Raw genomic sequence first — 25,587 nt, 5'->3', positions numbered from 1 at the left:
GCGAGGGGTTCGGGACACACGATTTGACCGGAATTGTTGGAATCGTTCCGGATGTGTTGGGTTTAGGGCGTATTGGGGCTGTCAGGTGCATGCCTTTAGGGCTTTTTGCGCCTGGGAGATCGAGCGCCGCCCGCGCGGCACTCGATGTCAAAGCGCTGAAGCACTTTCGCCATGCAAATGCCAGACTGCGCCCTTCTGAAGGCGATATATTCAGGCCTCAATAACGTCACAAGGACCTCACGGCGTGTTGGCAACTTCCCTGGTACTGGTCGCCGCCTTGCTGCATGCGACCTGGAACACCCTGATCAAATTCAGCGGCGAGCGCCTGTTGGTGATCGCCAGCATGGACACCGTCGCACTGGCCTTCGCAGTGCTCGCCGTCGCCTTCGTCGAGGTGCCCCCCGCTGAAATCTGGCCCTGGCTGATCGCCTCGGCGCTGGCTGAGCAGCTGTACCGTTTCCTGCTGATCCAGGCCTATCGGGTCGGTGACCTGGGGCTGGTCTATCCTCTGATGCGTGGCTTGTCGCCGTTGGTGGTGCTGGGGCTGACCCTGGCGTTTGCCGGGGAGTCACTGAGCCAGCAGCAGATCATCGGCATCCTGCTCATCCCTTGCGGCATGGCATGCCTGCTCTGGCAGGGGGGAGGGGGTGATCGCCTGCCGTGGTCGATGTTGCCGGTAGTGGCGCTGATTGGCCTGTGCATCGGTTGCTACACCTGGTTCGATGGGCAGGCGGTGCGGCTGTGGGGCAAGCCGTGGGACTACCTGGTATGGCTGACCTTGCTCAGCGCCTGGCCCTTCCCGCTGCTGGCCAGTGTGGCGCGGCGGGCACCCTTCGTGCTGTTCTGGCGAACCCAATGGCGGCTGGGGTTGGCCGTAGGGTTTTGCGTGTTGTTCAGTTATGCCCTGGTGCTGTGGGCCATGCACTTGGGGTCGGTGGCTGAAGCGGCAGCGTTGCGAGAGTTGAGCGTAATTCTGGTGGTGCTGTTTGGCATGCGCTACCTCAAAGAACCTTTTGGCGGGCCAAGACTCCTAGCTTGCGGGCTGGTGCTGGCAGGCATGCTGGTAATGAAGCTCTAACCCGATTATTGAACAAGGAGTCCTGTCCATGACCGTTGCCCTGTGGTGCATCCTGATCGCGCTGGCACTGCCGCCGCTTTGTGCGTTGATCGCCAAGGTGAGCAGTGGCCGTTTCGGCCTCAAGGACAATCACGACCCGCGCGCCTTCCTCGATACGCTATCGGGCCTGCCGCGCCGTGCCCACGCCGCGCAGCAGAACAGCTACGAGGCGTTTCCGGCATTTGCGGCGGCCGTGCTGGTGGCCGATATCGTCGGCAATGCCGAACAAGTGACGCAGGACGTGCTGGGCGTGATGTACATCACCAGTCGGCTGCTCTACATCATCTGCTACCTGGCGGACTGGGCGGCGTTGCGCTCGCTGGTGTGGTTTGCCGGGTTGGCGCTGATCGTGTCGTTCTTCGTCGTTTCGGCCTGAATCGTCGCTCTTTTCGCGGGTAAACCCGCCCCCACAGGGGCCATTGCGATCCCTGTGGGGGCGGTTTTATCCGCGAAGCATTCAGCACCGTATCAAAGGACTTTCGGCACTTCAGGCAGCGGTTTGCCTTTGGGCCACAACATCCAGATCTGCCCCTGCTGCTTCATGTTACCGGCCAGCTCGCCTGCCTCAGGCCCGGTGCCCCAGAACAGGTCCGCACGCACTTCGCCAGCAATGGCTCCGCCCGTATCCTGAGCGCCTACCGGCCGCACCACCGGCGTACCGTCCGGGCGCGTGGTCGACAACCAGAGCAGGCTGCCCAGCGGAATCACCTTGCGGTCGATTGCCACACTGTACCCGGCCGTCAATGGCACATTGAGCGAGCCGCGCGGGCCTTCGTTGCTGTCGGGGCGGGTGCTGAAAAACACGTAGCTGGGGTTGCTGGCGAGCAATTCCGGTACTCGCTGTGGGTTGGCCTGGGCCCAGGCGTGAATGGCGCCCATGCTCACCTCTTCCTTCTTCAATTGGCCCTGCTCCACCAGCCAGCGGCCTATCGGCCGATAGGGGTGGCCGTTCTGGTCGGCGTAGCCCAGGCGCAGTTGGCGGCCATCTTCCAGTTGTACCCGGCCCGAACCCTGGATCTGCAGGAACTGCAGGTCCATCGGGTCGGTCAGCCAGGCCAGCACCGGTGCCTTGACGCCCTCACGGTTGATCACCTCGGCGGTGTCGTAAGGCTTGAGCACGCGGCCGTCCAGGCGCCCACGCAAGCGCTTGCCCTTGAGCTCTGGGTACACGCTGGCCAAGTCGACCACGATCATGTCGTCGGGCACGCCGTAAACTGCGACGTGGTTGGCCTCGGTAGGCTTCAGGCTGCCGGGGTAGACCGGCTCGTAGTAACCGGTGATCAGGCCGTTGGCATTGTTTTCGGCCGAGCGCAGGCCATAGACCTGCAGGTTCTGCTGCAGGAAAGCGCGTATCTGCAGGGCATCGTCGGGCACGCTGGCAGCGGCCTCGCAGGTGGCGGCCCAGACTGTGTCGCGCTTGAGCTTCTCGCAACCATTACGCCACGCGTGGAAGCCGGCAACCAGGTCGGCGTCGCTGACGCTGGGCAGGTCCTGCCAGGTGGCGTTGGCATAGGTGGCAATGGCATGGGGCTCTGGCTTGGCGCTTTCGCCGCCGTTGCAGCCGGCCAGCAGGGCCAGCGCCGGGAGTGTCCAGGCCAGGTGGCGCAGGGCAGATTTCATGTGGGGCTTCCTGTCACGGGCGAAGATGAATATTCGCCCCTGTTTTTTATGTGGCTATTGGTGTTTGGCCCCTGGGCAGCGATACTGGCTGCCCATTTTCGTAGGCCGTAGTGACCGTGATGTTCAAGCGATTGACCGTTGTTCTGCTCGCAGCCCTGGCCCTGAATGCCTGTGACCGTGTTGACCCGAATTCGCCGTTGGGCAAGCGTAAGGTGATCTTCAAGGACATGCTCAAGGCCAGCGAAGACCTGGGCGGCATGTTGCGCGGTCGTTTGCCCTTCGACGGGGTGAAGTTTGCCGAGGGGGCCGTGAAGCTCGACACCCTGTCGCAGCAGCCGTGGCAGCACTTCCCGCAGGTGCGCGATGGCGGCGACAGCAGTGCACGAGCAGAGGTGTGGGAGCGTCAGGCGCGTTTCCATGACCTTGCCCGGCAACTGGAGGGCGTGACTGGCGAGCTGGTCGATGCGACTCGGGGCCAGCCGCTGGACGCTGCGCAATTGAAAGGGCCGATGGACAAGGTCGAGGCAGCATGCAAGGCCTGTCATACCGAGTTTCGCAATCATTGAGGGTAAATGCCCTGGCTCCATCACCGGGAAACCGCTGATGGAGCCAGGGCAGGCAGCATAAGCAGGGCCTGTCAGCGGTCCAGTTCGTCCACTGCTTCCTGCAGTTCCTTCCTGGACTCTGCGAGCTTGTCTTTACGCTTGTTTATCTTTTCGGCGTCGCCTTTTTTCTCGGCTTTCTTCAGGTCTTTTTCGCGCTGTGCGACTTCATGACGTGCATCGAGCACTTTTTGTTCGCGCTCTTTGCGCAGGCTGTTATCGGTGCAGTTTTTTACGCCTTCCAATGCCTGCTCGAGCCCCGCGACCTGGTCGCTGTTGCCATGTTCACGGGCAATCTTCAGCTGGTTTTCGATGGCGCTGCGTTTGGCGTCGCAGCCGGTCAGGCCGGCATCCGGCTGGGCGGCCTGCACGGCGCCAGCGGTCAGACCAAGGGTTGCGAGCAGGAAAAGAGTCGAAATACGTTTCATGAAAAGCCTCCTGAACGGGGCGGGCAGAAAAGTTGGGGGAAATCCTGCCTTGGTTTTGCCTATTTAGAAACCCTTGTTGGTTTTTTCTGGTCGATATTCAGACTTTCCTTACATGGATTTTGGTAATAATTCATTGCGCGGGGGCTTTGTCGCTGAATTGGAATGCGTTGACGCCGGCCTCGTTCAACCGCACTGCGATGGCTCGAACCTCGTTGGCCATGAAAAACGCCTCAAGCTGATGCGCGCGTACGGCGCCGATACCCGGCAATGCTCGCCAGTCACCGGCAGTACGCAAGGATAGCTGGGCCCACTCACCTTCCAGTTGCATGCCGCCGGGGGCGGGTACGCCAAGCGCCCGCAGCCATCGGGCAAAGGGTTGTGACCGCGCGCCCTCGAAGCTGTTCACCAGCTGTGCGGCCGTCGCTTCGCTGATACCTGGCACCTCACTCAGGCGCTGGGCATCGAGGTGCAGCCAGTCTGTCGTCGAGGTAACCAACCCCGCATCGACCAGGCGCCGCCACGTACCCGGCCCGGTGCGTGGCATGGCCAGCCCCTGCTTGCCACTGAGCCATGTGAGCCGTGCGATGAACTGCTCGTTGCAGCCATCGCCTGCGTGCCAGCAACTGTGCGGGTGATAGCGCCCTGGCGGCGGCACCTCCACCGGCTGGCGCACGGCCGCGCGATGCACCACGCGCTCGAAACGCGGGATGGTCAGCCCTGCCAGGCTGATTGCCACCTGGTCACCCGGGGCAATGTCGAGGTGCTGCCAGCGGGCCAGTGACCCCAGGCTTACCTGGGTGATCAGCCGGTCGTCCAGTTTGACCGGTTGAAGCTGCAGCACCGGTGTGATCCTCCCGGTGCGGCCGACCCGCAAGCTAACTTCGCGCACGTCTGCCAGGGCTTGGGCGTAAGGGTGTTTCCAGGCTGCGAGCCAGTAAGGGGCCTTGGCCTGCCAGCGCTCGGCGGGCGGCCGCGTACCCTGGCGCAGAATCACGCCATCGGTGGCGAAGGGCAGGGGTGAGCGGTACCAGTGCTGGCGCCAGTGCGCGGCTTGGGTGGCGGAGTCGATCGCGATGCTGTAGCGCTGGCTGTCGGGGAAGCCCAGTTGCGCCAGTTGCGAGACCCGTTCGGCCTGGCTAACGGGGCCTTGTGGCCAGTCCCAGACGAACAGGCCGATGCCGGCCCCTTGTTCCACGCTGAACTGCTTGCGGGCGAGCAGCCCGGCCACGGTCCCGCGCGCATTGGCGCTGCCAGCCTGGGCTTGGATATGTGCGTCCAGGCGCAGGTACAGCTCACCTTGCAGCACCAGGTCGCGCGCTTGGGGCAGCTGCCGCGTGATGGCGCCGAGCCGAGGGATATGGCGACTCCAGTCGTGCCCTTGCACCCCATCACCGCGGCTCAGCAACTGCACCAGCTGCCCCTGCCGATAGCGAGCGGAGACCGCCACGCCATCGACCTTGGGCTGTATCCACAGGCCCGTCTTGCCAGCCATCCAGCGGCCAACGGCCTGCTCGTCGGCGAGCTTGTCGACGCCGGTATGCGGGATGGGGTGGGGAACCGGGCCACGTGCCGTCGCCAGGGGGTCAAGTCCTGCCAGCAGGCCGAAACATTGCTGCAAGTGGTGCAGGCGTTGTCGGCTTTGGTCATACAGCTCATCTGCCACCAGCGCGATGCCCTGGCGGTGGTAGTGGTCATCCCATTGGGCAAGTGTGTCGCGCAGGTGGGCAACTTCGGTTTCGGCTTGTTGCATGGGCCAGTCGGGGCATGAGGCGGCCTTTGCCAGCGAGGCCTGCAGTGAGAGCAGCAGTGCAAATAGCAGTATGAACGACATGGCCAGCATCCTTGCATGGCGGGAGGAGCCTTCAGCCTAGGCAGGTAGCGCGCTGGTTGCTGTGAGCAGTTGTCAGTCGATATGTCACAACGCTCACGGCGAAAACCTGAAAAGCAAAAGCCCCTGCCGATCGCTCGGCAGGGGCTTTCGTTTACCGCTGTAGGAAAATTACAGCCCGGCAGCGTCACGCAGCGACTGGGCGCGGTCGGTGCGCTCCCAGGTGAAGGTGGTGAAGGTGTCGTCGCCGACAGTCTTCTGCTGTGGCGTGCGGCCGAAGTGGCCGTAGGCAGCGGTTTCCTGGTACATCGGGTGCAGCAGGTCGAGCATCTTGGTGATGGCGTACGGGCGCAGGTCGAAGCACTCGCGCACCAGCTGTACGATCTTCTCGTCCGAGACCTTGCCGGTACCGAAGGTGTTGATCGAGATGGACGTCGGCTGGGCCACGCCGATGGCGTAGGACACCTGGATCTCGCAGCGCTCGGCCAGGCCGGCAGCAACGATGTTCTTGGCCACGTAGCGGCCGGCATAGGCGGCCGAACGGTCGACCTTGGACGGGTCCTTGCCGGAGAACGCGCCACCACCGTGACGGGCCATGCCGCCGTAGGAGTCGACGATGATCTTGCGGCCAGTCAGGCCGCAGTCACCCACCGGGCCACCGATGATGAAGTTGCCGGTCGGGTTGATGTGGTACTGGGTGCCCTTGTGCAGCAGCTCGGCCGGCAGGGTGTGCTTGACGATCAGCTCCATCACCGCTTCCTGCAGGTCTTTTTGCGACACCTCAGGGTTGTGCTGGGTGGACAGGACGACGGCATCGATACCGACCACCTTGCCGTTTTCGTAGCGGCAGGTGACCTGCGACTTGGCGTCCGGGCGCAGCCACGGCAGCAGCTTGGACTTGCGCGCTTCGGCCTGGCGCTCGACCAGGCGGTGCGAGAAGCAGATCGGGGCCGGCATCAGCACGTCGGTTTCGTTGCTGGCGTAGCCGAACATCAGGCCCTGGTCGCCAGCGCCCTGGTCTTCCGGCTTGGAGCGGTCGACGCCTTGGGCGATGTCTACCGACTGCTTGCCGATGATGTTCATCACGGCGCAGGTGGCGCCGTCGAAGCCGACGTCGGAGCTGTTGTAGCCGATGTCGATGATGACCTTGCGTACCAGCTCTTCGAGGTCGACCCAGGCGGAAGTGGACACTTCGCCGGCGATGATGGCGACACCGGTCTTGACCAGGGTTTCGCAGGCTACGCGGGCGTATTTGTCCTGAGCGATGATGGCATCAAGGACAGCGTCCGAAATCTGGTCGGCGATCTTGTCCGGATGCCCTTCGGACACGGACTCGGAGGTGAAAAGGGAGTATTCGCTCATCTCGAAGGGTTCCTAAAATTTACCGATGGTGTATGTCGCCAGTCGCCCGCTGAAAGTGGCGGACCTGTATCTGGAAACCGTTACGCAAGCCCACGTAGAGGCTGTCCCCGGGGACCAGCCCGGCAACGTTGGCCCAACGGGCCAGGTCGTCCTGTTCGAAGCCCAGCCAGAGGTCGCCGCAGGCATCCCGCGCCCACCCCTGGTCATGGCTGCACAGTTCGGTGACCAGCAGGCTGCCGCCCGCTTTCACCCGTTTGGCCAGCAGGCGCAGGGCCAGGGCCGGGTCGCTGAAATGGTGCAGGACCATGTTCAGCACAACGCAGTCGGCTGCCACATCCGTTGCATCCAGTGCATCGGCCAACTGCAGGTTCACATTGTCCAGGCCTTCACGCTGGCAGACCTGGCGGGCCAGCTCGAGCATGGTCGGGCTGTTGTCCAGCGCGGTCACCGTGCCGAAGCGCCGCGCCAGGTCCGGCAGGAAGCCGCCGTCGCCGGGGCCTACCTCCAGTGCACTGGCAGCCGGGCCAAAATTCAGTTTGTCGAGCATGGCCAGCAGGCTTTCGCGGTACTGCGGCAGGCCGGCGATCAGGTCTTGCTGGGCGCGGAATTTTTCTTCCACGCGCTGGAAGAAGTCCTGGCTGGTGGCCGCACGGCGCTGCTGCACCTGGGCGATACGTGCCTGTACCGCCGGTGGCAAGGTCAGGTCGTCGACCTCCTCGAGCAGCGCCGTGTGCAGGCGCCCGCCAAGGCGCAGGCTGTCGGGCAGGGCGCGGCGGTAGAAGATGGCGTTGCCTTCGCGGCGGGTAGCCACCAGCTCGGCCTGGGCCAGTACCTTGAGGTGATGGCTCATGCCGGACTGGCCGATGTCGAAGATTTGCGCCAATTCCAGCACGCCAAACGAATCGCTGGCCAGCGCACGCAAGACATTCAGGCGCAGCGCATCGCCACTGGCTTTGCACAGGGCAGCCAGTGTGTCGCTTCGCTCGGGGATCGATTGCGCACGGAGGTTCATGGGGCGGCAGTCTAGACAGGCATCGTTGCCCCCGCAAGACCAATATCAAAAAGTTTTGATATTGGCGATGAGCTGCAAGCCGCAAGGCTCAAGCTGCAAGAATAGAGCGTTCCGCGCGCGGGTCTGCTTTCGCTTGCAGCTTAAAGCTTGCCGCTCGCAGCTTTAATGTTTGCCCCCAGCCCCCCCAGTGGGCGAAAATGGCCGCCTTTTTTCGTTTCACTACTTATTCAAGCCCCAGGAGATCAGCGATGCCCAGCCGTCGTGAACGTGCCAACGCCATTCGTGCACTCAGCATGGATGCCGTGCAAAAGGCCAACAGCGGCCACCCAGGTGCCCCTATGGGCATGGCGGATATCGCCGAAGTGCTTTGGCGCGACTATCTGAAGCACAACCCGAGCAACCCGAGCTTCGCCGACCGTGACCGCTTCGTGCTGTCCAACGGCCACGGCTCGATGCTGATCTACTCGCTGCTGCACCTGACCGGCTACGACCTGTCGATCGACGACCTCAAGGCCTTCCGCCAGTTGCACAGCCGTACCCCGGGCCACCCGGAATACGGCTACACCCCGGGTGTCGAGACCACCACCGGCCCGTTGGGCCAAGGCCTGGCCAACGCCGTGGGCTTTGCCCTGGCCGAGAAAGTGTTGGGCGCGCAGTTCAACCGTGACGGCCACAACATCGTCGACCACAACACTTACGTGTTCCTCGGCGACGGCTGCATGATGGAAGGCATCTCCCACGAAGTCGCCGCTTTGGCTGGCACCCTGGGCCTGGGCAAGCTGATCGCGTTCTACGACGACAACGGCATCTCCATCGACGGTGAAGTCGAAGGCTGGTTCACCGATGACACGCCCAAGCGTTTCGAAGCCTACAACTGGCAGGTGATCCGCAACGTCGACGGCCACGATGCCGAAGAAATCAAGATGGCGATCGAGACCGCGCGCAAGAGCGAGCAGCCGACCCTGATCTGCTGCAAGACCATCATCGGCTTCGGCTCGCCGAACAAGCAGGGCAAGGAAGACTGCCACGGTGCCCCGCTGGGCAACGACGAAATCGCCCTGGCCCGCAAAGCACTGAACTGGAACCACGGCCCGTTCGAAATCCCGGCCGACATCTATGCCGAGTGGGACGCCAAGGCCGCCGGTGCCAAGGCTGAGGCCGAGTGGAACCAGCGCTTCGACGCCTACGCCAAGGCGCATCCGGAGCTGGCTGCCGAGTTCAAGCGCCGTGACAGCGGCGAGCTGCCGGCCGACTTCTCGGAAAAGGCCCAGGCCTACATCAATGAAGTCGCTGCCAAAGGCGAGACTATCGCCAGCCGCAAGGCCAGCCAGAATGCCCTGAACGCTTTCGGCCCGCTGCTGCCTGAGTTCCTCGGCGGCTCGGCTGACCTGGCCGGTTCCAACTTGACCCTGTGGAAAGGCTGCAAGGGCGTCGAAGCCCATGACGCCAGCGGCAACTACGTGTACTACGGCGTGCGCGAGTTCGGCATGACCGCGATCATGAACGGCGTTGCCCTGCACGGCGGCCTGGTGCCTTACGGCGCGACCTTCCTGATGTTCATGGAATACGCCCGCAATGCAGTGCGCATGTCGGCCCTGATGAAGCAGCGCGTGATCCACGTCTACACCCACGACTCCATCGGCCTGGGCGAAGACGGCCCGACTCACCAGCCGATCGAGCAGCTGACCAGCCTGCGCAGCACGCCGAACCTGGACACCTGGCGCCCAGCCGACGCGGTCGAAGCGGCCGTGTCCTGGAAAAACGCCCTGGAGCGCAACGACGGCCCATCGGCGCTGATCTTCTCGCGCCAGAACCTGCAGCACCAGGACCGCGACGCCCAGCAGATCGCCGACATCAGCCGCGGTGGCTACATCCTCAAGGACTGCGCTGGCGAGCCTGAGCTGATTCTGATTGCCACCGGTTCCGAAGTGGGCCTGGCGGTTCAGGCCTTCGACAAGCTGACCGAGCAGGGCCGCAAGGTCCGCGTGGTCTCCATGCCGTGCACCAGCGTGTTCGATGCCCAGGACGCTGCCTACAAGCAGTCGGTACTGCCACTGGAAGTGGGCGCGCGCATCGCCATCGAAGCTGCCCATGCCGACTTCTGGTACAAGTACGTCGGCCTGGAAGGTCGTATCATCGGCATGACCACCTACGGTGAGTCGGCCCCGGCCTCTGCCCTGTTCGAAGAGTTCGGCTTCACCCTGGAGAACATCCTGGGTACCGCCGAAGAGCTGCTGGAAGACTGATACAGGCAAAGTGAGGGCCGCAGGCCCTCATTCGCGGCACAAGGCCGCTCCCACAGGATCTGCATAAACCGCAGTACCCTGTGGGAGCGGCCTTGTGCCGCGAATGGGCCGCATGGCGGCTCCGTTCAACCGCCGGAGTTCAAGAGCTACCTATGTCCCACCCGCGTCCCTACAAAGTTGCACTCAACGGTTATGGCCGCATCGGCCGCTGTGTCCTGCGCGCGTTGTTCGAGCGGGGGGCGAAGGCCGGTTTCGAGATTGTCGCGCTGAACGACCTGGCCGATCAGGCCAGCCTTGAATACCTGACACGCTTCGACTCCACCCACGGGCGTTTCCCCGGTGAGGTGAAGGTCGACGGCGATTGTCTGCATATCAATGGTGACTGCGTGAAGGTAATGCGCAGTGCCACCCCGGAAGGCATCGACTGGGCCGCCCTGGGCATCGACCTGGTGCTGGAGTGCTCCGGCGCTTACAACACCCGCGCCGATGGCCAGCGTTTTCTGGATGCCGGCGCGCCACGCGTGCTGTTCTCGCAGCCCATGGCCAGCGAGGCGGACGTGGATGCCACGGTGGTCTACGGCATCAACCAGGCGTGCCTGACCGGCAGCGAGCGCCTGGTGTCCAACGCGTCGTGCACCACCAACTGCGGCGTGCCGCTGTTGCGCGTGCTGGACCAGGCGTTCGGCATCGAATACGTGCAGATCACCACCATCCACTCGGCGATGAACGACCAGCCGGTGATCGACGCCTACCACCACGAAGACCTGCGCCGCACGCGTTCGGCGTTTCAGTCGGTGATCCCGGTGTCCACCGGGCTGGCACGGGGCATCGAGCGGTTGCTGCCGGAACTTGCCGGGCGAATCCAGGCCAAAGCGGTACGCGTGCCGACCGTCAACGTGTCGTGCCTGGACATCACCCTGCAGACCGCCCGCGACACCAGTGCCGCCGAGGTCAACCGGGTGCTGCGCGAGGCAGCGCTGGAAGGCCCGCTCAAAGGATTGCTGGCCTACACCGAGCTGCCCCATGCCAGCTGTGATTTCAACCACGACCCGCATTCGGCGATCGTCGATGCCAGCCAGACCCGTGTTTCCGGCCCCCGCCTGGTGAACCTGCTGGCCTGGTTCGACAACGAATGGGGGTTCGCCAACCGTATGCTCGACGTCGCCGAACACTTTCTGCACGTCGTTCACCCAACCCGCAACAAACAGCCCTGAAGGACTGCATTCATGACCGTGTTGAAGATGACCGACCTCGACCTGCAAGGTAAACGCGTACTGATCCGCGAAGACCTCAACGTGCCTGTGAAGGACGGTGTGGTAACCAGCGACGCGCGTATCCTGGCTGCGCTGCCGACCATCAAGCTGGCCCTGGAGAAGGGTGCGGCGGTAATGGTCTGCTCGCACCTGGGCCGCCCTACCGAAGGTGAATTCTCGGCCGAAAACAGCCTTAAGCCGGTCGCCGAGTACCTGAGCAAGGCCCTGGGCCGCGACGTGCCGCTGGTCGCCGACTACCTGGCCGGTGTCGAGGTCAAGGCCGGTGACCTGGTGCTGTTCGAGAACGTGCGCTTCAACAAGGGCGAGAAAAAGAACGCCGACGAACTGGCGCAGCAATACGCTGCCCTGTGCGACGTGTTCGTGATGGACGCCTTTGGTACTGCCCACCGCGCCGAGGGTTCGACCCATGGCGTGGCCAAGTTCGCCAAGGTTGCCGCTGCTGGCCCACTGCTGGCTGCCGAGCTGGACGCCCTGGGCAAGGCCCTGAAGGCCCCGGCCAAGCCAATGGCGGCCATCGTTGCCGGCTCCAAGGTTTCCACCAAGCTGGACGTGCTGAACAGCCTGAGCAGCGTCTGCGACCAACTGATCGTAGGTGGCGGTATTGCCAACACTTTCCTGGCCGCTGCTGGTCACCCTGTGGGCAAGTCGCTGTATGAGCCTGACCTGCTCGACACCGCAAAAGCCATCGCCGCCAAGGTCAGCGTACCGCTGCCAGTCGACGTGGTGGTCGCCAAGGAATTCGCCGAAAACGCTGAAGCCACCGTCAAGGCTATCGCCGACGTTGCCGCTGACGACATGATCCTGGACATCGGCCCACAGACTGCAGCCAACTTCGCCGAGCTGCTGAAGTCGTCGAAGACCATCCTGTGGAACGGCCCAGTCGGCGTGTTCGAGTTCGACCAGTTCGGCAATGGCACCAAGGTGCTGGCCAAGGCCATCGCCGAAAGCCCTGCGTTCTCCATCGCCGGTGGCGGTGACACCCTCGCGGCGATCGACAAATATGGCGTCAGCAAGGAAATCTCCTACATTTCTACCGGTGGTGGTGCCTTCCTCGAGTTCGTCGAGGGCAAGGTACTGCCGGCTGTGGCGATCCTGGAAGAGCGGGCTAAAGCCTGACAATGGCGGCGCCTGGCAAAGGGAGCGACCTGATGGTCAAGCAATTGCCTGTGATGATCCTGGCCGGCCTGCTGAGCGCCTGCTCCGGCAGCCCCTCTTCGGACGATGACCCGGCGCAGCCGCCCAAGGGCGGTTGCTACCAGTCCGAGTGGCAGGCCGAAACCGTACCGGTCATCAACAAGCGCGTGGGCCCTGAAGGCCTGGAGAAGTATGACGAAGACCACCAGCGCAAGGCTCCAGGCTGCCCTTGAACCGATGCGCTTCGTCGGAGCAGGCAACCAAGCGACCGTTGTGTGGTCATCTAGAGGATACGTAATGAAAGCGCTGATGGCCTTGATGGCCCTGGCGACACTGGCAGGATGCTCACTGCTGCAGCCGGCGCAACCCGCCCCGGCAGACGACTGGACCCGTTGGGTCTGTGACAGCCAGACCGAGGTGCTGTGGCGCTTCGCTGACCCGCAGCAGGACTCGGTCGACGTCCGCCTCGGTGGCGGCGACCAGGTCTACCGGCTCAAGTCCGAGCCGAGCGCGTCGGGGGCGATGTACAGCGATGGCGTGCTGGCCTTCCACACCAAGGGCGAAGAAGGCCTGGTGTACTGGGTGGCAACCAACGATCTGATTGGGCGGGGCTGCAAGGCACCGTGACTGGCCGGGCCGCCATGGTGGCCCACACTACTTGAACAGCAACCGCCCCTGCGGCAGGCTTGCACGAAACAAACGACGCTTGTCGGGAGAGAGATACACAATGGCACTCATTAGCATGCGCCAGATGCTGGACCACGCCGCCGAGTTCGGTTACGGCGTTCCAGCTTTCAACGTCAACAACCTCGAGCAGATGCGCGCCATCATGGAAGCGGCCGACAAGACCGATTCCCCCGTGATCGTCCAGGCTTCGGCCGGTGCCCGCAAGTACGCCGGCGCGCCCTTCCTGCGTCACCTGATCCTGGCCGCCATCGAAGAATTCCCGCACATCCCGGTGTGCATGCACCAGGACCACGGCACCAGCCCTGACGTGTGCCAGCGTTCGATCCAGCTGGGCTTCAGCTCGGTGATGATGGACGGCTCGCTGGGCGAAGACGGCAAGACCCCGACCGACTATGAGTACAACGTCCGCGTTACCCAGCAGACCGTTGCCATGGCACACGCCTGTGGCGTTTCGGTAGAAGGCGAGCTGGGCTGCCTGGGTTCGCTGGAAACCGGCATGGCCGGTGAAGAAGACGGTATCGGCGCCGAAGGCGTGCTGGACCACAGCCAGATGCTGACCGACCCGGAAGAAGCGGCCGACTTCGTCAAGAAGACCCAGGTCGATGCCCTGGCCATCGCCATCGGTACCAGCCACGGTGCGTACAAGTTCACCAAGCCACCTACCGGTGACGTGTTGGCGATCGACCGCATCAAGGAAATCCACAAGCGCATCCCCAACACCCACCTGGTCATGCACGGTTCGTCCTCGGTGCCACAAGAGTGGCTGGCGATCATCAACCAGTACGGCGGCGACATCAAAGAGACCTACGGTGTACCGGTCGAAGAGATCGTCGAAGGCATCAAGCACGGCGTGCGCAAGGTCAACATCGACACCGACCTGCGTCTGGCGTCCACCGGTGCCATGCGTCGCCTGATGGCGCAGAATCCAAGTGAGTTCGACCCGCGCAAGTTCTTCGGTGAAACCGTCAAGGCCATGCGTGACGTGTGCATCGCCCGTTACGAAGCCTTCGGTACTGCCGGCAATGCCTCCAAGATCAAACCGATCTCCCTGGACGGCATGTACCAGCGCTACCTGAAAGGTGAGTTGGCCGCCAAGGTCAACTGATTCGCAGGCCGCACTGAAAAACCCGCAGCGATGCGGGTTTTTTTATGCCTGCGCTCAAGCGCGCAGATATTCACGGCAGAGCAACCGTTAGTCGGCTACCGTACAGTTTAGGCACTGATAGCGTTCTGATTGCATTGCTTGTTACAAACTCGGGTCTAGAGTAGTTATCGGATCCAACCGCGATGTGAAGTCGGTCACAAATAGAGAAGCAGCATGGATGGCGCTCACCCTCAACCTCAGCCAGTGGATGGCAGCTCGGTTCTGCTGGTAGTAGACGATTACCCCGAAAATCTCATCAGCATGCGGGCCTTGCTGGCCCGGCAGGATTGGCAAGTGTTGACTGCCAGTTCAGGGACAGAAGCCCTGAGCGCCTTGCTCGAGCACGACGTCGACCTGGTTTTGCTGGATGTACAAATGCCGGAAATGGACGGCTTCGAAGTCGCCCGGCTAATGCGCGGCAGCCAGCGTACACGGCTGACCCCGATCATTTTCCTCACCGCCAACGAGCAGTCCGATGCCGCTGTGCTCAAGGGTTACGCCAGTGGCGCCGTGGACTACATGTTCAAGCCGTTCGACCCGCAAATTCTCAAGCCCAAGGTCCAGGCCCTGCTCGACCAGCAGCGTAACCGGCGCATGCTGCAACGCCTGAGCCGCGAGCTGGAAGCGGCGAGGGCATTCAACGCCTCGATCCTGGAGAACGCTGCCGAAGGCATTCTGGTGGTGAATGCCGCAGGTACCATCAGTTTCGCCAACCCGGCCATTTCACGCTTGCTGGCCGCTGCGGTGGAGCAATTGCAGGGCGCCCAGTTGCTTGACCTGGTGCAGATGGCCAATGCCAATCTGTGGAACGAGTCGGACTTCTACCAGGCCTACCTGGGGCGGCAGATCTTTCGCGTGCACGATGCGCAGTTGCGCACCCTGGGTGGCCAACTGGTGCCGGTCGCGCTGTCCTGTGCGCCGTTGCCAGCCGATCAGCAGGCGATGGTGGTGACGGTGCTGGACATGTCGGTGGTGCGCAACCTGCACCAACAGCTTGAGTACCAGGCGGTGACCGACCCACTCACCGGCCTGCTCAACCGCCGCGGCTTCTATCAGTCTGCCGAGGGCGTGCTGCTGCGCAACGAGCGTTCGGACAAGGCCCAGGCGCTGATGTACATGGACCTGGATGGCTTCAAGCGGATCAACGACTCATTGGGCCATGAGGCGGGCGATCGCGTGCTGCGCTGGGTGGCAGAACAGCTCAAGGACTGCCTGGGCAGCGAGGCGTTATTGGCGCGGATGGGCGGTGACGAGTTCACGGCGTTGTTCGACAGCCTGCCGTACCCCGAGCAGGCCGGGCGTTACGCCGAGCGACTGCTCGAGCGCGTTTCGATCAGCCAGCAGATAGAAGGGCTGGATGTATGCCTTGGCGTCAGCATTGGCATCGCCACCTTTCCTGACTGTGGCGCAACTGTCGAAGGCCTGTTGCGGGCTGCGGATGCGGCGATGTATGCGGCCAAGCAGGCCGGGCGTCAGCAGTATCGCTTCTATGACCAGGAGCTCAACGGCCGGGCGCGCTCACGGCTGATGCTCGAAGACAGCGTGCGCGCCGCTATCGAGCAGCACGATTTCAGCCTGGTGTATCAGCCCCAGGTGGCTTTCGCCGACGGCCACTTGCGCGGTTTCGAGGCGTTGCTGCGCTGGCAGCACCCCAGTGTTGGCGATGTGCCCCCGGGGCTGTTCATCCCCTTGCTGGAAGAGGCGCGGCTGATCAACCGCCTGGCCAGCTGGATCTACCGCCAGGGCGCGGCCCAGCGCCAGGCCTGGTGCGAACGTTTTGCCCAGGGGCTGGTGCTGGGCATCAGCCTGAGCCGCGCCCAGTTCGTCATGCCGGGCCTGGTCGAGGAGCTGCAGCGGGTGATCCAGGACTACCAGCTGGACCCGGCGCAGCTAGAGGTCGAGGTGGCAGAGACGTCGTTGATGTACAACATCGACGCGGCCGTGAAGCAGATACACCGGCTGCGCGAACTGGGCGTGCGGGTGGCGCTGGATGATTTTGGCGCCGGTGACTGCTCGTTGCGCATGCTACGTGACTTGCCGATCGACACCCTCAAGCTCGACCGCCACCTGGTTGCGCGCTTGCCGGGCTCTGCGGTAGACGCCGCGCTGGTGCGCAGTGTGATCGGCTTGTGCGCCGACTACCGCATCACGGTGATTGCCGAAGGCGTGGAAACCCCGGCCCAGGCCGACTGGCTCAAGGCCAATGGCTGTGCCTACGTGCAGGGGTTTCTGGTTGCACACCCGATGACGGCGGCGGATGCCAGCGGCTTCCCGGCGATTTTCTCCTGGCCCCGGCCATGATTGGCTAGAATCGCCATTCGCCCCGCCGAATGCAGTGCCATGACCGTATTACGTTACTTGCAAGCCTACCCGCCACACCTGCAGGAGCAGGTACGGCAGATGATCGACAGCGACCGCCTGGGGGACTACCTGCAGCGTCGCTACTCCGACCGCCATGACGTGCAGAGCGACAAGGCGTTGTACAGTTATGCCCAGGACCTGCGCCAGCAGTACCTGCGCAGCGCGCCCAGCCTGGACAAGGTGCTGTTCGACAACCGCCTCGACCTGACCCACCGTGCCCTGGGGCTCAACACGGCGGTATCGCGGGTTCAGGGTGGCAAGCTCAAGGCGAAGAAGGAAATCCGCATCGCCTCCTTGTTCAAGGAGGCCGCGCCGCAGTTTCTGCGCATGATCGTGGTGCACGAGTTGGCGCACCTGCGTGAGCGCGACCATAGCAAGGCGTTTTACCAGCTCTGTCAGCACATGGAGCCGGACTACCACCAACTGGAATTCGACCTGCGCGTCTACCTGACCTATCGGGAGCTGCCGGGCAACTGTTAAGGACCACGCAGCATGGAAGTGAGCAAGACCAAGAGCAGCTTCTACCGGCGCCTGTACGTGGCCTGGCTGATCGACAGCCAGACTGCGACCAGCGTGCCGGCCCTGATGGAGGCCACCGGCATGCCACGGCGCACCGCCCAGGACACCATCGCCGCCCTGGCCGACCTGGATATCATCTGCGAGTTCGAGCAGCAGGAGGGCGCGCGCAATCATGCCGGGCACTACCGCATTCATGACTGGGGCGCGATCGACAAGCAGTGGATCATCCAGCATTTGCGGCAGATCCGAGAAGTGCTGGGGTATCGGTGATTGTGGGGGCGCAAAGCGCCCCCGGCTTTCTCAGCCCTTACGCATGCCGATGTGCGGTATGTCATCCTCCAGGTATTGCTCGCCAACCGCTTCGAACCCATGCCCTGCGTAAAACCCTTGCAGATGCGCCTGCGCCGACAGATACACCGGCGTCCCCGGCCAGCAATGCTCGGCAGCCTCCAGCCCTTTCAGCAGCAACGCATGCCCAAGCTTCAGCCCACGCGCCGCCGGTGAGGTCACCACGCGCCCGATCACCACATCACCCCCCTGGGATTGCGGGTCGAGCAGGCGCAGGTAGGCCACCAGCTTGTCGTCCTGCCACGCCATCAAGTGCAGGGTATCGCCGGTCAGGTCCTGGCCATCGACTTCCTGGTAACTGCAGCGCTGCTCGACCACGAACACTTCGGTGCGCAATTGCAGGATGGCGTAGAGCTGGTCCTTGCTCAGGTCGGTGTGGTGCTTGCAGAGCCAGTCGATAGACATTGGCGAACTCCTTGAATGGGCCGTCGATCATCGCAAATCCTGTGGCTGTGGACGAGTGGATGATTGCTGCAGGGCATTGCCTGCGTGTCTCGGCCAAAATAGAGGCAAAATGACACTATTGCCCGCTGCCGTGAGCCACGGCTTTGTGTACTCTCATCCGCAGTCGCGGCAAAGGCCGCCTACACAGTGTGCGCCCTCCATTGCAAAAGGACTTGAGCATGCGGCCACTGCTTGGTGTTCTGGGATTGCTGGCAGCCCTGCTGGCTGCGCCAGCCCTGGGTGAAGACAAGCTGCGGCTGGTGGCAGACAAATGGCCACCGTTCACCGATGCAAGCATGCCGGGCGGCGGTTTGGCGACCAGCATCGTTACCACGGCACTGACCCGGGCCGGCTACGCCAGCGGGTTTGAGGAGGCGCCATGGGCACGGGCCTTGATGGGCGTCAGCGAAGGGCGCTACGACGTGTTGATCAATGCCTGGTACAACGACTCACGTACACGCATCGGGCATTTTTCCAACGCTTATCTGAACAACAAGATTCACCTGCTCAAACGCAAGGGTGAGGCCTTCGCCTACCAGCAGCCGTCCGACTTGTACCCCTACAGCATCGCCGTGGTGCGCGATTATGCCTATTCACCCGAGTTCGACAGCGACACCCGCTTGCACAAGGTAGCGGTGCGCAACTTCTCGTCGGCCGTGCGCATGCTGGCGGCCGGCCGGGTGAACCTGGCGGTGGAGGATGAATACGTGGCCCGTTACAACCTGCAACGTGAACCGCAGGCGGTGCGCGATGGCGTGGAGATGGTCGAGCCGCCTCTGGGGGAGAACAGCCTGCATATTCTGGTCAGCCTTAAGCACCCCCAGCACCAGCAGATCGTCGAACGTTTCGAGCAGGCGATAGCGGCGATGAAGGCGGATGGCAGCTATGCGCGCCTGCTGCGCCAGCATGGTTTTTGACCCAGGCCACAAAGCACTCAGCCCGTAGGGCTTTCCTTGACCAGGTGCGCCGCCAGCGTGCGCAACGGTGCCAGTTGCCGGCAGATCAGCGCCAGTTGGGTCTGCACCAGCCGCTGATGTTCATCCAGCTCTTCCGGCATCTGCTCCAGGTCGTTGGCCAGCGCCTCTTCGGCATCACTGTGGATGGCGACCGGTAGCCGCGCTGCCAGGCCGTTGGCGATTTCGTCCAGGCTGTTGGCCAGGCTTTGCCCGGCGCCCTCGATCAATTGCTCCTGAACCTCCGCCGGCAGGGCGGTATCACGGTGCGCGCCCAGTCCCGAGAGGTAGCTGAGCAGGGTGTGCGACAACACCAGGAAGCGGAAGCCGACGTCCGCCTCCTTACGGAAGTGCCCTGGCTCCATGAGCATGTTCGCCAGCGTGGTGGACAGCGCTGCATCGGCGTTGTGGGCGTTGCGCCGAGCCAGGCGGTAGGCGAGGTCGTCGCGCTTGCCATGGGCATACTGCTGCATGATCTGGCGCAGGTACACGCTGGCGCAGGCCAAGGTGTTGGCCAACGCCTTGTTCAGGCGCCGGCCTTGCCAGTCGGGCAGGAACAGGAACACCGCCAGAATGGCGATCAGGCTGCCCACCAGAGTATCGAACAGGCGCGGCAGGAACAGGCCGTAGCCGTCGCCGATCTGGTTGAAGCAGAACAGCACCATCAAGGTGATCGCCGCCGTGGCCAGGGTGTAACGGGTAGTCCGGTTGACGAAGAACACCACCCCGGCGACCACGGCGAACATCGACTGGATGATCGGGTTGGGGAACAGGTCGAACAGCGCCCAGCCAACCGTCAGGCCGATGGCCGTGCCGAAAATCCGCTGCACCAGCTTGCGCCGGGTGGCACCGTAGTTGGGTTGGCAGACGAACAGTGTGGTGAGGATGATCCAGTAGCCCTGGGTGGGGTGGATCAGGTGCACCATGCCGTAGCCGATCGACAGTGCCAAGGGCAGGCGCAAGGCATGGCGGAACAGTAGCGAGGTGGGTGTGAGCTGGGTGCGCAGGCGGCTCCAGACGTCCTTCAGGGAGCGTGGCGAACGGTCGAGCAGACTGCTGTCACTGGCATCGGCCAGGCTGTCCGGGTTGCTGGCGGCACCCAGCAGGCGGTCCAGGGTGGCCAGGTTGGCCGCCAGGGCCCGCAGCGAGCGCAGCAGGCTGCGCCAGGCTGGGTTGTTCTGGTTGCGCAGGTGCTCCAAGGAGGCGTTGAGGTCTTCCAGGGTGTCGGCAAATCGGCTGTCGAGGACAAACGGCTGACGCATGCGGATCGAGCGCGCCAGGTCTTGGCAGGCCGAGCCTTGATGGCGCAGCAGGCGCTGGCAGCGGAACATCACGTCGCTGTGGAAGAACGCTTCGGCCAGTGCGTTGTAGGGGTAGTGCGAGGCGCTAACCCGCTCGTGGATGTCCTGGGCCAGGAAGTACAGCTTCAGGTAGCGGCTGACCTTGGAATTTGGCTGGCTGTTGCCGACCCGGTGCAGGATGATTTCCTTGGCGGCGTTGAGCGCCGCGACCACCTTGCCGTTTTGCTGGGCCAGCTCCAGGCGCCGGGCCTCCAGGTCGTGGTGGCGGATCGGTTCGAACAGGTTGGCCTTGAGCTTGAGGTAGCGCCCCAGCTCGAAAAACAGCTTGGCCAGGCTTTGCTGTACCGGCTGGTTGGAGAACAGCGCCTGCCACAGCACCGACAGCAGGCCGTACCAGGCTGCGCCCGCCACCAGCAGCATCGGCTCGTGCCAGAAGTCGGTGACCAGGCCGCCGCGTTGGTCCACGCCGATCATGGTGTACACCGCCGTGATCAGCGTTGCCGAGGCGATTGCGCCATAGCGCTCGCCCAAGGCGCCCAGCATGGTCAGGCCGAACGCCGCCAGGGCCAGGGCAATGGCGAACACCCACGGGTAGGGGAACAGCAGCTCCACGGCCAGGGCAGCGATGGCAAAGCACACCAGGGTCACGGCCAGCGCACTGAGACGGCCCTGCCAACTGTCGTCGGTCTCGGCCAGTGCGCTGGCGATGATGCCCAGGAACAACGGGATCAGCAGGGCCATTTCATCCTGGTACCAGCACAAGGCCATGCTGCCGGTGAGGGCGACCGTTACCCGGATGCTATAGCTGAACTTGTCTTGGCCCCACAGGCGACGCAGTGACTGACGGAACGAGCTCGATGACATGATGGCCTTGGGCTGTGATCGAATGAATACATTGCCGCACGGACCAGCAAGAAGCGTTCCGTGCTGCTGAATGGATTCTACTCTACACGAACTGTGCCGCTGCGTTAGCCGATGCCCACGCCCACTGGAAATTGAACCCGCCCAGGTGGCCGGTCACATCCAGCACCTCGCCAATGAAGTACAACCCTGGGCTCTTGAGCGACTCCATGGTCTTGGACGACACCTCGCGGGTATCCACGCCGCCTAGGGTCACTTCGGCGGTGCGATACCCCTCGGTGCCGGCAGGTACGACCTGCCAGGCCGCCAGTTTGTCGGCGATCTGCGCCAGTTCGGCTGGGGTGTACTGCTTCATCGGCTTCGATTCGAACCACTGCTCGGCCAAGAGGTTGGCCAGCTTGCGGGTGAACACCTCGCCGAGCACGGTCTTGAGTTCTGCATTGGCGCGCTCGGCCTGCTGCTGTTGCAGCCAGGTCAGGGCGTCACGGTCGGGCAGCAGGTTGATCTCCACCGTGTCGCCCGCCTCCCAGAACGAAGAAATCTGCAGGATCGCCGGGCCACTCAGGCCGCGGTGGGTAAACAGCAGGTTTTCGCGGAAATGGGTGCCGTTGCAGCTGGCAGTGCAGTCCAGCGAGGTACCCGACAGTTCTGTGCACAGTGCCTTGAGTTGGGGCTCGGTGATGGTGAAGGGCACCAGCCCGGCGCGGGTCGGCAGCAGGGTGTGGCCGAACTGGCGAGCCACCTGGTAGCCGAAACCGCTGGCGCCCAGGGTCGGGATCGACAGGCCGCCGGTGGCGATCACCAGCGACTGGCAGGCGAACTGCCCGGCACTGGTCTGCAGCAGGTAGCCGGTTTCGGTCTTTTCGATGTGCGAGATGCTGGTGTCCATGCGCAACTCGGCACCGGCTTCGTCGCACTCGGCCAGCAGCATGTTGAGGATGTCGCTGGCCTTGTTGTCGCAGAACAGCTGGCCGAGCTTTTTCTCGTGGTAGGGCACACCGTGCTTGGCCACCAGCTCGATGAAGTCCCACTGGGTGTAGCGGGCCAGGGCCGACTTGCAGAAATGCGCGTTGTGCGAGAGGAAGTTGGCCGGCTCGGTGTACATGTTGGTGAAGTTGCAGCGCCCGCCGCCGGACATGAGGATCTTCTTGCCTGGCTTGTTAGCGTGGTCGAGCAGCAGCACCCGGCGGCCACGGCGGGCGCTGAGCTGGGCGCACATCAGGCCGGCGGCGCCGGCGCCGAGGATGATCACGTCGGTGGAATGCACGGGGTACCTCTTGGAGATTGCTGGGCTGCGGCAGGGATATGCATGCCCCTGTAGGAGCGGCCTTGTGTCGCGAACGGGCCGCAAAGCGGCCCCAAAGGATTTCAGAGAATACGAACTTTCAGAACGCGGCCCTTGATCTTGCCGCTGTTCAGCCGCTGCATGGCCTGCTTGGCCAGTGCTCGCTCCACCGCCACAAAGGCCTGGAAGTCGAAGATGGCGATCTTGCCCACCTGCTTGCCCGGGATGCCGGCATCACCGGTCAGTGCACCCAGGATGTCACCCGGGCGCAGCTTGTCCTTGCGCCCGGCAGCGATGCACAAGGTGCTCATCACCGGCAGCAGCGGCTCACCGCCCTTGTTTTTCAGGCTGTCGAGCTGGTCCCAGCGCAACGGGCTCTTCTGCAGTGCCTCGATGGCCTGGGCGCGATGCCCTTCGGCCGGGGCCACCAGGCTGACCGCAACGCCTTTCTCACCCGCACGGCCGGTGCGGCCGACACGGTGCACATGGATTTCGGCATCCCGCGCCAGTTCGACGTTGAGCACCATGTCCAGGCCGTCGATGTCCAGGCCGCGTGCGGCCACGTCGGTCGCCACCAGCACCGAGCTGCTGCGGTTGGCGAACATCGCCAGCACCTGGTCGCGGTCGCGCTGTTCGAGGTCACCGTGCAGGGCCTGGGCGACGATACCTTTGGCGGTGAGGTGGGCGACCACGTCTTCGCACTGCTGCTTGGTGAAGCAGAACGCCACGCACGATTGCGGGCGGTAGTGGCCGAGCACGCGGGTCACCGCATCCAGGCGCTGCTGCGCGTCGATTTCGATGAAGCGTTGTTCGATCTGGTTGTCGGTGTGCAGGCTCTCGACCTTGACCTGCTGCGGCTTGCGCATGAAGTCTGCGGCCAGTTGCTCGATGCCGGCCGGGTAGGTGGCCGAGAACAGCAGGGTCTGGCGACGCGCCGGGGTCTTGCCGATGATGCTGGCGATGGCGTCGAAGAAGCCCATGTCGAGCATGCGGTCGGCTTCGTCCAGCACCAGAGTGTTGAGCCCGTCGAGTACCAGCGTGCCCTTTTCCAGGTGCTGCTGGATGCGCCCCGGGGTGCCGACGATGATGTGCGCACCGTGCTCCAGAGAGGCAATCTGCGGGCCGAGCGAGACGCCGCCGCACAGGGTCAGGATCTTGATGTTGTCCTCGGCACGGGCCAGGCGGCGCAGCTCTTTGGCGACCTGGTCAGCGAGCTCGCGGGTCGGGCACAGCACCAGTGCCTGGCAACCGAAGTAACGCGGGTTGATCGGGTTCAGCAGGCCGATGCCGAACGCAGCGGTCTTGCCGCTGCCGGTCTTGGCCTGGGCGATCAGGTCCTGGCCCCTGAGGATGACCGGCAGGCTCTGGGCCTGGATCGGCGTCATCGAGGCGTAGCCGAGGGCGTCCAGGTTGGCCAGCATGGCGGCGGACAGCGGCAGAGTGGCAAAGGCGGTGGTTTCGGTGGTCACGAGGCGGGCCTGTGTAGCGAAGCGAAAAATGCCGCACAGTCTACCAGCCTCGTGGCCATTCGCCCTACGACTCCATGTGTTGTTCCGGACGACGGGCACGCCTTCCGTCTGTCGGCGCCAGTTGCAGGAAGATCGCCGCTGCCAGCATCGACATGATGCCGATGGTGACGAAGGTCAGCTGGAACGCCCCCAAGGTGCTTTCCACGCCTTCGGCACTGCCCGCGGCGGTGAAGCCGCCGAGCAATGCCCCGGCGCAGGCCACGCCCAGGCTAAGGGCCAGCTGGGCGACCACCGACAGCAGGCTGTTGCCGCTGCTGGCGCTGGCATCGTCGAGGTCGATCAGGGTCACCGTGTTCATGGCCGTGAACTGCATGGAGTTGACCGCGCCGAGCAGGCCCAGGTGTATCAGCAGTACGGCGTAGGGGGTCTGTTCGTCGATCAGCCCAAGGCTGGCCAGCAGCAGCCCCAGCAGCAGGGTGTTGCCGGTGAGGATGATGCGGTAGCCAAGGCGCTCGATCAGCGGCCGGGCGATGGACTTGGCGAGCATCGCCGCCGCTGCCAGCGGGATCATGCTCATGCCGGCCTGGGCCGGCGAATAGCCTAGCGCCACCTGCAACAGCAAGGGCACAAGGAAGGGCAGGGCACCGCTGCCCAGGCGGGCGAACAGGTTGCCGAGGATGCCGATGGCAAAGGTGCGTACACGGAACAGGCTGGGTGAGAACAGCGGCTCTGGGTCGCGCCCGGCACGCAGCCAGTACGCGGCCAGGCAGGCCATGCCGGCGAACAGCAGCAACATTACCCGCAGGTGTGGCAAGTGCAGCTCACCCAAGCCTTCCATGGCGATGGTGATCAGCACCATCGCCGCGCCGAACAGCAGAAAACCCGGGCCATCGAAGCTGGTGCGCTCGGCACCGCGCAGGTCGGGGATAAACTTCCACACGGCATAACAACCGATGGCGCCCACCGGCAGGTTGAGCAGGAAGATCCAGTGCCAGCTGAGGATCTCTACCAGCCAGCCGCCGACCGTAGGGCCTAGCAGAGGGCCGAGCAGGCCGGGGATGGTGATGAAACTCATGATGCGCACCAGTTCGGTGCGTGGATAGGCGCGCAGCACCACCAGCCGCCCGACCGGCAGCATCAGCGCGCCGCCCAGGCCCTGCACGACCCGCGCCAGGATCAGAAAGCCCAGGCTGTTGGCGGCCGCGCACAGCAGCGAGCCAAAGCTGAACAACAGGATGGCGCTGAAGAAGATGCGCTTGGTGCCGAAGCGGTCGGCGATCCAGCCGGAGGCGGGTATCAGCAAGGCCACGGTGAGCATATAGGCGATGATCACGCCTTGCATGCGCAGCGGGTCCTCTTCCAGCGAGCGGGCCATGGCCGGCAGCGCGGTGTTGAGGATGGTGCCGTCCAGGGACTGCATGAAGAAAGCGATGGCCACTACCCACGGGATCCAGCGGGCGGTGACGGGGTCGAGCGGTGTGCGTTCGGGCATGACGTCCTCGTTTGTCAGTACCGGCCTCTTCGCGGGGCAAGCCCGCTCCCACAAGTACCGCTCAGCCACCAGAAGCGGCGGCTATGTGTGGGAGCGGGCT

Annotated in this window: 23 protein-coding genes; 13 read left to right on the top strand and 10 right to left on the bottom strand. The window is 63.7% G+C overall.

Annotation, left to right across the window (positions count from 1 at the left end; translation table 11 throughout):
* The first annotated feature begins 244 nt into the window (after window positions 1–244).
* A complete protein-coding gene (locus PC358_RS19290; RefSeq protein WP_033701892.1) occupies window positions 245–1,078 on the top strand; it encodes an EamA family transporter in 834 nt (277 codons plus the stop codon).
* Window positions 1,079–1,106: 28 nt separating this feature from the next.
* Window positions 1,107–1,493 (top strand): MAPEG family protein, encoded by a 387-nt coding sequence (locus tag PC358_RS19285; RefSeq protein ID WP_033701891.1) that lies wholly within the window; start codon window positions 1,107–1,109, stop codon window positions 1,491–1,493.
* A gap of 92 nt (window positions 1,494–1,585) precedes the next feature.
* Here PC358_RS19285 and mltA read toward each other — a convergent pair whose 3' ends face one another.
* A complete protein-coding gene (gene mltA, locus PC358_RS19280) occupies window positions 1,586–2,737 on the bottom strand; it encodes a murein transglycosylase A (protein WP_033701889.1) in 1,152 nt (383 codons plus the stop codon).
* Between the two features lie 119 nt (window positions 2,738–2,856).
* On the opposite strand from mltA, the gene PC358_RS19275 reads away from it, so the two are divergent.
* A complete protein-coding gene (locus tag PC358_RS19275) occupies window positions 2,857–3,303 on the top strand; it encodes a c-type cytochrome (RefSeq protein WP_033701888.1) in 447 nt (148 codons plus the stop codon).
* Between the two features lie 71 nt (window positions 3,304–3,374).
* Here the strand turns inward: PC358_RS19275 and PC358_RS19270 are convergent, their stop codons facing one another.
* The 4 genes from PC358_RS19270 to PC358_RS19255 form a co-directional block, all read right to left on the bottom strand.
* Window positions 3,375–3,767 carry a DUF1090 domain-containing protein gene (locus PC358_RS19270; protein ID WP_033701887.1) on the bottom strand — a complete coding sequence of 131 codons (393 nt, stop codon included), beginning with the start codon at window positions 3,765–3,767 and terminating at the stop codon, window positions 3,375–3,377.
* A 130-nt stretch (window positions 3,768–3,897) separates the two neighbouring features.
* Entirely contained in the window at window positions 3,898–5,598 is a 1,701-nt protein-coding gene (gene ligB, locus PC358_RS19265; RefSeq protein WP_033701886.1) for an NAD-dependent DNA ligase LigB, read from the bottom strand.
* A gap of 168 nt (window positions 5,599–5,766) precedes the next feature.
* Complete coding sequence (gene metK / locus PC358_RS19260; RefSeq protein WP_033701884.1) at window positions 5,767–6,957, bottom strand: methionine adenosyltransferase; 1,191 nt, start codon at window positions 6,955–6,957, stop codon at window positions 5,767–5,769.
* A gap of 19 nt (window positions 6,958–6,976) precedes the next feature.
* Complete coding sequence (locus PC358_RS19255) at window positions 6,977–7,969, bottom strand: ArsR/SmtB family transcription factor (protein WP_033701883.1); 993 nt, start codon at window positions 7,967–7,969, stop codon at window positions 6,977–6,979.
* A 248-nt stretch (window positions 7,970–8,217) separates the two neighbouring features.
* On the opposite strand from PC358_RS19255, the gene tkt reads away from it, so the two are divergent.
* From tkt to PC358_RS19210, 9 genes are all read left to right on the top strand, one after another.
* Window positions 8,218–10,215 (top strand): transketolase, encoded by a 1,998-nt coding sequence (gene tkt, locus PC358_RS19250; RefSeq protein WP_033701882.1) that lies wholly within the window; start codon window positions 8,218–8,220, stop codon window positions 10,213–10,215.
* A 152-nt stretch (window positions 10,216–10,367) separates the two neighbouring features.
* On the top strand, window positions 10,368–11,429 hold the full coding sequence (epd, locus tag PC358_RS19245; protein WP_033701881.1) for an erythrose-4-phosphate dehydrogenase: 1,062 nt from the start codon (window positions 10,368–10,370) through the stop codon (window positions 11,427–11,429).
* Window positions 11,430–11,441: 12 nt separating this feature from the next.
* A complete protein-coding gene (locus PC358_RS19240) occupies window positions 11,442–12,605 on the top strand; it encodes a phosphoglycerate kinase (protein ID WP_033701880.1) in 1,164 nt (387 codons plus the stop codon).
* Between the two features lie 32 nt (window positions 12,606–12,637).
* Window positions 12,638–12,856, top strand: a complete 219-nt coding sequence (locus PC358_RS19235; RefSeq protein ID WP_033702581.1) for a hypothetical protein — start codon at window positions 12,638–12,640, stop codon at window positions 12,854–12,856.
* 64 nt (window positions 12,857–12,920) lie between these two features.
* Window positions 12,921–13,250: an MliC family protein gene (locus tag PC358_RS19230; protein ID WP_033701879.1), complete on the top strand. Its 330-nt coding sequence runs from the start codon at window positions 12,921–12,923 to the stop codon at window positions 13,248–13,250.
* A 100-nt stretch (window positions 13,251–13,350) separates the two neighbouring features.
* Window positions 13,351–14,415, top strand: coding sequence for a class II fructose-bisphosphate aldolase (gene fba / locus PC358_RS19225; RefSeq protein ID WP_033701878.1), 1,065 nt, complete (start codon window positions 13,351–13,353; stop codon window positions 14,413–14,415).
* Window positions 14,416–14,628: 213 nt separating this feature from the next.
* Window positions 14,629–16,755 carry a putative bifunctional diguanylate cyclase/phosphodiesterase gene (locus PC358_RS19220; RefSeq protein ID WP_033701877.1) on the top strand — a complete coding sequence of 709 codons (2,127 nt, stop codon included), beginning with the start codon at window positions 14,629–14,631 and terminating at the stop codon, window positions 16,753–16,755.
* Window positions 16,756–16,794: 39 nt separating this feature from the next.
* Window positions 16,795–17,295 carry a M48 metallopeptidase family protein gene (locus PC358_RS19215; protein WP_050506143.1) on the top strand — a complete coding sequence of 167 codons (501 nt, stop codon included), beginning with the start codon at window positions 16,795–16,797 and terminating at the stop codon, window positions 17,293–17,295.
* A 12-nt stretch (window positions 17,296–17,307) separates the two neighbouring features.
* A complete protein-coding gene (locus tag PC358_RS19210; RefSeq protein WP_033701873.1) occupies window positions 17,308–17,604 on the top strand; it encodes a winged helix-turn-helix domain-containing protein in 297 nt (98 codons plus the stop codon).
* 30 nt (window positions 17,605–17,634) lie between these two features.
* Here PC358_RS19210 and PC358_RS19205 read toward each other — a convergent pair whose 3' ends face one another.
* Window positions 17,635–18,087, bottom strand: a complete 453-nt coding sequence (locus tag PC358_RS19205) for a GNAT family N-acetyltransferase (RefSeq protein WP_033701871.1) — start codon at window positions 18,085–18,087, stop codon at window positions 17,635–17,637.
* Between the two features lie 218 nt (window positions 18,088–18,305).
* Here PC358_RS19205 and PC358_RS19200 point away from each other — a divergent pair, with 218 nt between their 5' ends.
* On the top strand, window positions 18,306–19,043 hold the full coding sequence (locus PC358_RS19200) for a substrate-binding periplasmic protein (protein WP_033701870.1): 738 nt from the start codon (window positions 18,306–18,308) through the stop codon (window positions 19,041–19,043).
* 17 nt (window positions 19,044–19,060) lie between these two features.
* On the opposite strand, the gene yccS is transcribed toward PC358_RS19200, so the two are convergent.
* From yccS to mdtD, 4 genes are all read right to left on the bottom strand, one after another.
* Window positions 19,061–21,244 (bottom strand): YccS family putative transporter, encoded by a 2,184-nt coding sequence (gene yccS / locus PC358_RS19195; protein ID WP_033701868.1) that lies wholly within the window; start codon window positions 21,242–21,244, stop codon window positions 19,061–19,063.
* 82 nt (window positions 21,245–21,326) lie between these two features.
* Window positions 21,327–22,508, bottom strand: coding sequence for a BaiN/RdsA family NAD(P)/FAD-dependent oxidoreductase (locus tag PC358_RS19190; RefSeq protein ID WP_033701867.1), 1,182 nt, complete (start codon window positions 22,506–22,508; stop codon window positions 21,327–21,329).
* 101 nt (window positions 22,509–22,609) lie between these two features.
* On the bottom strand, window positions 22,610–23,947 hold the full coding sequence (gene dbpA, locus PC358_RS19185; protein ID WP_236643895.1) for an ATP-dependent RNA helicase DbpA: 1,338 nt from the start codon (window positions 23,945–23,947) through the stop codon (window positions 22,610–22,612).
* A 112-nt stretch (window positions 23,948–24,059) separates the two neighbouring features.
* The gene (gene mdtD, locus PC358_RS19180) at window positions 24,060–25,487 is read right to left on the bottom strand and encodes a multidrug transporter subunit MdtD (RefSeq protein ID WP_033701864.1); all 1,428 of its coding nucleotides are present in this window, start codon (window positions 25,485–25,487) and stop codon (window positions 24,060–24,062) included.
* Window positions 25,488–25,587: the final 100 nt, after the last annotated feature.

It is taken from the genome of Pseudomonas capeferrum, from assembly GCF_000731675.1.
Lineage (GTDB): Bacteria > Pseudomonadota > Gammaproteobacteria > Pseudomonadales > Pseudomonadaceae > Aquipseudomonas > Aquipseudomonas capeferrum.
This window is presented reverse-complemented; position numbering and strand designations above follow the sequence as displayed.